A 7,312-nucleotide genomic window follows, 5' to 3' on the forward strand; every position below is an offset into this window, starting at 1 on the left:
TTCAGTTACGTATTGCTAAGGTTAATTGCGTCCTGTACGAGAACTCATCAGCACCTTCGCCGCGTGCTGGAGGCCGGCAGGTTGGGCGAGACATACAACGTGGGCGGCTGGAACGAGAAGCCGAACATCGAGATCGTGCACACCATCTGTGCCCTGCTCGATGAGCTGCGCCCGCGCGCGGACGGCGCCTCGTACACCACGCAGATCACCCACGTGAAAGACCGCCCCGGTCACGACCGGCGCTATGCCATCGACGCCCGCAAGCTGGAAGCGGAACTCGGCTGGAAACCCGCCGAGACCTTCGAGACCGGCATCCGCAAGACGGTGCAGTGGTATCTGGACCACGCCGAATGGGTGTCGAATGTGCAGAGTGGGGCGTATCAGGCAGTGGGTGCAGACGCAGTACGAACATTGACAAGAAACTTCTGCCCCTCCTAAACCGAGTTCACACGACCGATTCCATGTCGCCGCCGAAAACCTACATGCCTCTTGCCGACTTACACGCCGCGCCATCGGACGACGACACGCTGAACCTGCTCGACCTTTTGGTTGTGGTTGCGGAGAACTTGCGGCTGCTTCTTTCGGGGCCCATCTTGATCGGGCTGATTGCCTGGGGCGTCACCTTTCTCCTGCCACCCCGCTATGAGAGCGAATCCTGGTTGCAGCTTGATGACAAGATCGCTGAAGCTTCCGTGGCTTACTTCACTTCGGCTGACGTCCTTGTTCCTTTGCTGGCCCAGGCACCGTGGATTCCTGAGCGGGATTCGGATCCTGAAGACGCCTTGGAGAGGTTGCGAAAAGATATCCACGCCAGCTACAGCAAGGCAGATCGACTGGTGAAGGTTCGCGTGGAAGCGCCCACGCCCGAGCAGGCGCGGCAGCTGAATACCGCATTGGTCGAGGCCTTTCGCCTATTCAGCCTACCCAGGGGCAAGGAGTTGGAACAGCTGCAGCAGCAGGCGGAGTTCGCTCGAACGTCCTTGAAGGAGCTAGGCATCGTTCTGGAGCGGATCGGTCAGAACATGGACAAGGTTACGCCGGGTACCGAAGGCGACAATGTGGCCCGTGCCTACATCAACCTTTTCGAGCAGCGCATGCTTCGTGAAAAGACGTTGCAAGACCTTAATCGCAAGCTCACGGGCTTCGGCGCCGAGGCCTTCGCCCAGTCGCCCGGCCTTCCCACGAAGCCCTCCAAGCCGCAGAAGTCCTTCATTGCCGTGACAACCGGATTGGTGGGTGCATTGGCCTTGATCCTTTTCGTGTTTTTCCGACAGGGCTGGCGTCAGGCGGCTCGTCACAGCGACTCGGCCGACAAGATTCAGCGTATCCGCCAAAGCATTGGCATCCGGAATTCCTGACGTGGACCTTGCACGCCGCGCGCCCCTTCTTCTGCTGGGAAAAAACGGTCAGGTTGGCTGGGAGCTTCAACGCAGCCTGGCGCCACTGGGCCCATTGATTGCTTTGGACCGCCGCGATGGAGGCGACCTTGCGCAGCCCGACAGCTTGCGTGAGGCTATCTTGCGTTTACGCCCCTCCGTCATCGTGAACGCGGCGGCGCACACGGCAGTGGACAAGGCGGAGACAGAGGCTGATCTCGCCCACACGATCAACGCCATCGCTCCGGGTGAGCTGGCTCAGGCGGCCCGTGAAGTGGACGCGCTGCTGGTGCACTTTTCGACCGACTACGTTTTTGATGGCAGCGGTCAAGCGCCGCGCGCTGAAGATGCTCCCACCAATCCCCTGAGCGTGTATGGCAGAAGCAAGCTCGAAGGCGAGCAACGCATACAAGCCGCCGGCGGACGCCACCTGATCTTTCGCACCAGCTGGGTGTACGCGGCGCGAGAGGACACTTTCCGAAAGACCATGCTCCGTCTCGCACAGGATCGCGAACAGCTTAAGGTCATCGCCGACCAGATCGGGGCGCCCACCGGGGCGGAATTGATCGCCGACGTAACTGCCCACGCCATCCGGCACGCGTACCCGCAACCTGACAGCCAGGGCATTTTCCACCTCGCGGCTGAGGGAGAAACTTCGTGGCATGGCTATGCGCAGTTCGTGCTGGAAACCGCCCGCGAACTCGCACCAGATCTGAGGCTCAAGGTGCGAGAAGTGATGCCCATCCCGACCACCGAGTACCCAACTCCCGCGCGCCGTCCACACAATTCCCGCCTGAACACAAACCGCTTACGGCAGGCGTTCGGACTTGACCTGCCCAAGTGGCAGCATGGTGTACGGCGCATGCTTGCCGAAATCCTTAACACCACAGCACAACCATGACCCAACGCAAAGGCATCATCCTGGCCGGTGGCTCCGGTACCCGCCTTCATCCGGCCACACTCGCACTGAGCAAGCAACTGCTACCGGTCTATGACAAGCCGATGATCTACTACCCGCTCACCACGCTGATGCTTTCCGGCATTCGCGAGGTGCTGATCATCAGCACGCCACAAGACACACCGCGCTTCACCCAGCTACTGGGCGATGGAAGTGCGTGGGGCATGAGCTTTCAATACGCGGTGCAACCGAGCCCAGATGGCCTTGCGCAGGCATTTCTCATTGGCGAGGCGTTTCTCAACGGCGCTCCAAGTGCCCTCGTGCTGGGCGACAACATTTACTACGGCCACGATTTCGCCGTGCTGTTGACGAAGCCGACCGCCAAGCCTCGGGTGCGACAGTGTTCGCCTACCACGTGACCGATCCGGAACGTTTTGGCGTTGTGAGCTTCGACCAACTGGGCAAGGCCATCAGCATCGAGGAGAAACCGGCACAGCCCAGAGCAACTACGCCGTGACCGGCCTTTACTTCTACGACGACCAGGTGGTGGACATCGCCAAGGCGGTGAAGCCCAGCGCTCGCGGCGAACTGGAAATCACCGCAGTCAACCAGGCGTACCTCGAAAAGGGCCAGCTCAATGTCCAGATCATGAAACGCGGCTATGCCTGGCTCGATACAGGAACGCACGACAGCCTGCTGGACGCCGGTCAGTTCATCGCCACGCTGGAAAACCGGCAGGGCCTCAAGATCGCGTGCCCTGAGGAAATCGCTTGGCGACAGGGATGGATCGACGACGCGGCGCTGGAAACCATGGCGCGATCACTCCACAAGACAGGCTACGGGCAGTATCTGCTGCGCTTGCTCAACGACGCGGTGCTGTGATGAAAGTAACGCCCACCCACATCCCGGACGTACTCGTGATCGAACCCAGGGTATTCGGCGATGCACGGGGATTCTTCCTCGAAAGCTTCAACCAGGCCGCTTTCCAGGCCGCCACCGGTCTCGATGTGAATTTCGTGCAGGACAACCACAGCCGCAGCGCCCGCGGAGTCCTGCGCGGCCTGCACTATCAGTTGCAACAGCCCCAGGGCAAACTGGTGCGCGTGGTGCGGGGCAGTGTGTTCGATGTCGCGGTCGATGTGCGCAAGGCATCACCGACCTTCGGACAATGGACGCGGGTCTTGAACTGAGTGAGGACGACCATCGGCAGTTCTGGGTACCGCCGGGGTTTGCCCGCGGTTCTCTCGTGCTGAGCGAATCGGCTGACTTTCTCTACAAGACCACCGACTACTACGCGCCGCAGCACGAGCGCTGCATCGCGTGGAACGACCCGGCCATCGGCATCGACTGGCCGGACGCGGGAACGCCGCCACTGCTCTCTGCCAAGGATAAGGACGCCCGCGCCTGCAAAAGGCCGAGGTCTTCGTGCGTCTGTTGGGCGGCTCTAAGCCGACCTAGTCACTCGTGCGGATCACCAGCAATGTCCTCTGGAGCGCGCTAGGTACAGGTCTCCCTGCTGGCAGCCCTGGTCTCCGTGCCGCCCTTGTTGGCGGCGATGGGTGTCGCTCGATTCGGCATCCTGTCGCTCGCCTGGGTAGGTGGTCGGCTACTTCAGCCTCTTCGACCTCGGGTTGGGCGTGCGATGACCCAACTCATCGCTAAGAAGGTCGGCAGTGGTGAGAGCGACCAGATTCCTGTGATCGCACGCAGTGGAATGATGTGCATGGTCGGACTGGGAGTCGTGGGAGGGCTCTTCGTGGCGCTTCTCTCGCCCTGGCTCGTAGAGACAACTGTCGATCCCGGACCATCTCCGCGCCGAAACCCTGCAGGCGTTTTACCTACTGGCACTCTCTATTCCACTGGTCATCGTCACCACTGGACTGAGAGGAATCCTGGAGAGGTCGACACAGGTTTGACGTTGCTCAACCTGGTCAAGGCGCCCCTCGGCGCCCTGACCCACCCTCAGGGCCTCTGGCCGCCCTGCCTTTTTCGAGCGAACTGCCCCTGATTGTGGCCACGCTGGTCGCAGGCCGTCTCCTATCCTGTATCGCCTACGCGGTAATCTGCGCGAGACCCTCACCCGGAGCTGCTGCGCAAATCTTCTGTACAACTACAACAAGTACGTCAGTTGCTTTCTTTCGGTGGCTGGATGACCCTGAGCAACTTGGCTGGCCCGCTTTTGCTCTACTTGGGGCGTATCGCGCTAGCCACGCCCTGTGTCTGCCGAGGCAGTGGCGTATTTTTCGACACCCTATGACATGGTCATCAGCCTGCTGTTGATCCCTGGCATCTACATCGGTGTCTTATTCCCTTTGTTTTCGGAGGCGGTTCCAACGTGGCAACACAACTCGGTGTCCCAGGATTCGGTATCGGCGGTGGCTGAAGATCACTTTCTGGACGATGCTACCCCTGTCGCTGATCACCATTGTGGTCGCGCAGCCGGCCCTTGCACTCTGGGTTGGCAACGATTTCGCTCGGACATAGCTACCGCGTCATGCAATTGCTCGCGGTGGGCGTGTTCATAAATAGCTTTGGTTACATATCGCAAGGATTGATTCAATCCTGATGGCCGACCAGATCTGACGGCGAAACTGCACGTGGCGGAACTTATACTCTACGTCCCCTATATGTGGTTCCTCATTGATCGATACGAAATCGTTGGCGCGGCCATCGCATGGAGCATCAGGGTCACCATCAGCACGATCGTGCTTTCCCTCATTGCCAGCGCATGCCTCAATCGATCTATCTCGAAAAGATAATGGAAACAACGTCATGAACATCAAGGAAATAGTGTCAAACGAGTTGATCGAGGACACCTCGGCAGTCTGGCGTTTGAAGACCCACGAAACATTTGGCTATTCCGATGGAACGGGATCCGAGCGCTATCTCCATGAAGTTTTCTCGAGTGTCAACGATCTGAGCTGCCGCTCTCCTGAGTTGGAGGCTTTCATCGAGGACTGGCCCAGCGAATACCACCTGACCAGCAAACGCTCCCAACTGTTGTCGGGCTTCAGCTTTGACCGAAGACTTCGCGTGCTGGAGGTGGGTTGCGGTTGTGGCGCCATTTCAAGGCACCTAGGCGAGAATTTCGATCAGGTTATTTCTGTCGAGGGCAATATCAATAGAGCCCGACTCGCTAAAGCCAGAACTCGTGATCTGCCATCGGTCTCTGTCGTCTGCGCACCATTTCAGAAGCTGCAATTCATTCAGAAATTTGATATTATTTTCTGCATTGGCGTATTTGAGTATTCCGCGGCATTCATTGATGGGGCAGACCCGTACGATGCAGCCTTGAAATACTTTCAGGACATGCTGTCTCCAAACGGAATCCTGATCATTGCCATTGAAAACCAATTTGGATTGAAATATTTCAACGGCGCACGAGAAGACCATCTTGGAATCCCATTCGAAGGGCTAGAGGGTTATCACAAGGATGCCTCAGTGGCCCGCACGTTCGGCAAGCGAGAACTGGAAGACCGCATCGGAAAATATTTCCCGAGAGATGGAGTTCTTCTATCCATTTCCGGACTACAAAATACCCGACTGCGGACTTTCTGCCGAATTTCTCGCATCCAGCCTCGCGGGTGAGATGATCTCCCAGATACCGTCCAGCGACTACTCTGGCAAACGATACGACCTGTGGGACGAAGGGTCAGCCGCACTCGAATTGAGTCGAAACCGCATGCTGGAATTTTTTTCAAATTCCTTCCTGATCGTGGCATCGAAAGGAGTCGCCAGCGGCGTCTCCTTCGGACAACTCGGCATTCATTACGCATCCGGTCGGCGAAGGCCTTTCGCGACACAGACCCGCATCGTGAAGACGGGGGGCGCTATCTCCGTCGAGAAGCGCCTGCTGAACAGAGAGATCCCCAGCGATGACCGACTCACCCTCGTGGAAACCGACAGTCCATGGATTGACACCCCGTCGGTGTTCACGCAAGTGCACCAGCTTGCCCAGTCCCGGCGCTCCACGCTGGAGCAAGTGCTCGCGCCCGCCATGAACTGGAAAGATTCGCTCACGCGCGAGGCACAGACTACCGATGGCGTGCTCTGGCTCGGAATGGCAGCCATGTCGACAGCATCTGGTCCAACGCCTACAACAGCGGCGAGCAGTGCAAGATCATTGACCGTGAGTGGATATGGAAGGACAACATCCCACTTGAATGTGTTGGTCATCCGTGCAATCTACGACTTTCTGACCAAGATGGAGATATCCGGTCATAGCGGCCCCCAGCACTCGCTGGAGCAAGTGGTCGTTCGCTCATCCGACGCATGGCGGCGGCGATGCGTGTCGATTTGAGCGATTCGGATTTTGAGCGGTTCATCCAGCTGGAAAGCCAACTCGCATTCCTCGCGACCGGTTCCGATCCGCGCAAGCAGATCATGTTCATCAAATGGTTCCTGCTACATCGCCCTTCCCGGCGCCAATTCCGCCTGAATGCCCCGATCGTGCGGAGCCTGTCTTCGAGAATCGCCGCCCGACTGTCGAATCTGAGAGTGACCGCCCATCATGCCGATCTCCCGCGCCACAGCCACAGCGCCTTCGACAGCGATCGCGTCGGGCACAGGCAATGCTGGCGATCGCACCCTGCTGCCCCCCCTCTCCCTGAGAGCCTTTGACAGAGCTCTCTTGGTCCTCGTCCTCCTGGAATTGCTGCTGGGCGGCAATGGCTACCTGACAGAAGTGAACGGCAGCATCCGCGTGCGAGTGCTTCTCTTTTTGTGCTGCATGGCATCCGTGGCCTGTCATTTCGCTTTGCGACCCCGTACCTCAATGCCCAAAGAGATCTGGCTGCTCACCACGCTGTTCATCGGCGTTTCCTGCATTGGCGCTCTGATCGGCGTGGGCAACGGCAACCGCGCTGATTTCATTTTGGCCGAGTTGAAGGCATTGATGTACTTTCCAATGCTTCTGTTTTTTGCAATTGCCATCAAGGACCAGAGAGACCTTCAGCTTGTGGTCCGACTGATTGTGGTAAGGTGCTGATGAAGCTCCTGGTAAAACAGGACGCAATTAACCTTAGCAATACGTAACTGA

Annotated in this window: 9 protein-coding genes and 1 pseudogene; all 10 read left to right on the forward strand. The window is 58.4% G+C overall.

Going from position 1 to position 7,312, the window contains the following annotated elements; genetic code table 11:
* Nucleotides 1-438, forward strand: a 438-nt coding sequence (locus AC286M_RS00945) for a GDP-mannose 4,6-dehydratase (protein WP_488202598.1), incomplete at its 5' end; no start/stop codon positions are given.
* 23 nt (nucleotides 439-461) lie between these two features.
* Complete coding sequence (locus tag AC286M_RS00950; protein ID WP_488202599.1) at nucleotides 462-1,358, forward strand: Wzz/FepE/Etk N-terminal domain-containing protein; 897 nt, start codon at nucleotides 462-464, stop codon at nucleotides 1,356-1,358.
* Nucleotide 1,359: 1 nt separating this feature from the next.
* Nucleotides 1,360-2,277: a dTDP-4-dehydrorhamnose reductase gene (rfbD, locus tag AC286M_RS00955; RefSeq protein WP_488202600.1), complete on the forward strand. Its 918-nt coding sequence runs from the start codon at nucleotides 1,360-1,362 to the stop codon at nucleotides 2,275-2,277.
* A pseudogene (gene rfbA / locus AC286M_RS00960) lies at nucleotides 2,274-3,156 on the forward strand (glucose-1-phosphate thymidylyltransferase RfbA). Before rfbD ends, rfbA begins: the two are co-directional and overlap by 4 nt.
* Nucleotides 3,156-3,464 (forward strand): dTDP-4-dehydrorhamnose 3,5-epimerase, encoded by a 309-nt coding sequence (gene rfbC, locus AC286M_RS00965; RefSeq protein ID WP_488202601.1) that lies wholly within the window; start codon nucleotides 3,156-3,158, stop codon nucleotides 3,462-3,464. The pseudogene rfbA and the gene rfbC (AC286M_RS00965) overlap by 1 nt, the downstream one beginning before the upstream one ends.
* Nucleotides 3,443-3,775 carry a dTDP-4-dehydrorhamnose 3,5-epimerase gene (gene rfbC / locus AC286M_RS00970; RefSeq protein WP_488202602.1) on the forward strand — a complete coding sequence of 111 codons (333 nt, stop codon included), beginning with the start codon at nucleotides 3,443-3,445 and terminating at the stop codon, nucleotides 3,773-3,775. The genes rfbC (AC286M_RS00965) and rfbC (AC286M_RS00970) overlap by 22 nt, the downstream gene beginning before the upstream one ends.
* Nucleotides 3,776-5,046: 1,271 nt before the next feature.
* Nucleotides 5,047-5,862: a class I SAM-dependent methyltransferase gene (locus tag AC286M_RS00975; protein ID WP_488202603.1), complete on the forward strand. Its 816-nt coding sequence runs from the start codon at nucleotides 5,047-5,049 to the stop codon at nucleotides 5,860-5,862.
* 94 nt (nucleotides 5,863-5,956) lie between these two features.
* Nucleotides 5,957-6,574 (forward strand): hypothetical protein, encoded by a 618-nt coding sequence (locus AC286M_RS00980; protein WP_488202604.1) that lies wholly within the window; start codon nucleotides 5,957-5,959, stop codon nucleotides 6,572-6,574.
* Nucleotides 6,547-6,894, forward strand: a complete 348-nt coding sequence (locus tag AC286M_RS00985; RefSeq protein WP_488202605.1) for a hypothetical protein — start codon at nucleotides 6,547-6,549, stop codon at nucleotides 6,892-6,894. The genes AC286M_RS00980 and AC286M_RS00985 overlap by 28 nt, the downstream gene beginning before the upstream one ends.
* A 10-nt stretch (nucleotides 6,895-6,904) precedes the next feature.
* Entirely contained in the window at nucleotides 6,905-7,261 is a 357-nt protein-coding gene (locus tag AC286M_RS00990) for a hypothetical protein (RefSeq protein ID WP_488202606.1), read from the forward strand.
* Nucleotides 7,262-7,312 lie beyond the last annotated feature (51 nt).

The sequence above is a fragment of the Thainema salinarum CENA647 genome (genome assembly GCF_057732415.1).

Coding starts and splice junctions, on each gene's coding strand:
- AC286M_RS00950 (WP_488202599.1), top strand. CDS start 462: ATGTCGCCGCCGAAAACCTACATGCCTCTTGCCGACTTACACGCCGCG.
- rfbC (WP_488202601.1), top strand. CDS start 3,156: ATGAAAGTAACGCCCACCCACATCCCGGACGTACTCGTGATCGAACCC.
- rfbC (WP_488202602.1), top strand. CDS start 3,443: ATGGACGCGGGTCTTGAACTGAGTGAGGACGACCATCGGCAGTTCTGG.
- AC286M_RS00975 (WP_488202603.1), top strand. CDS start 5,047: ATGAACATCAAGGAAATAGTGTCAAACGAGTTGATCGAGGACACCTCG.
- AC286M_RS00980 (WP_488202604.1), top strand. CDS start 5,957: ATGCTGGAATTTTTTTCAAATTCCTTCCTGATCGTGGCATCGAAAGGA.
- AC286M_RS00985 (WP_488202605.1), top strand. CDS start 6,547: ATGGCGGCGGCGATGCGTGTCGATTTGAGCGATTCGGATTTTGAGCGG.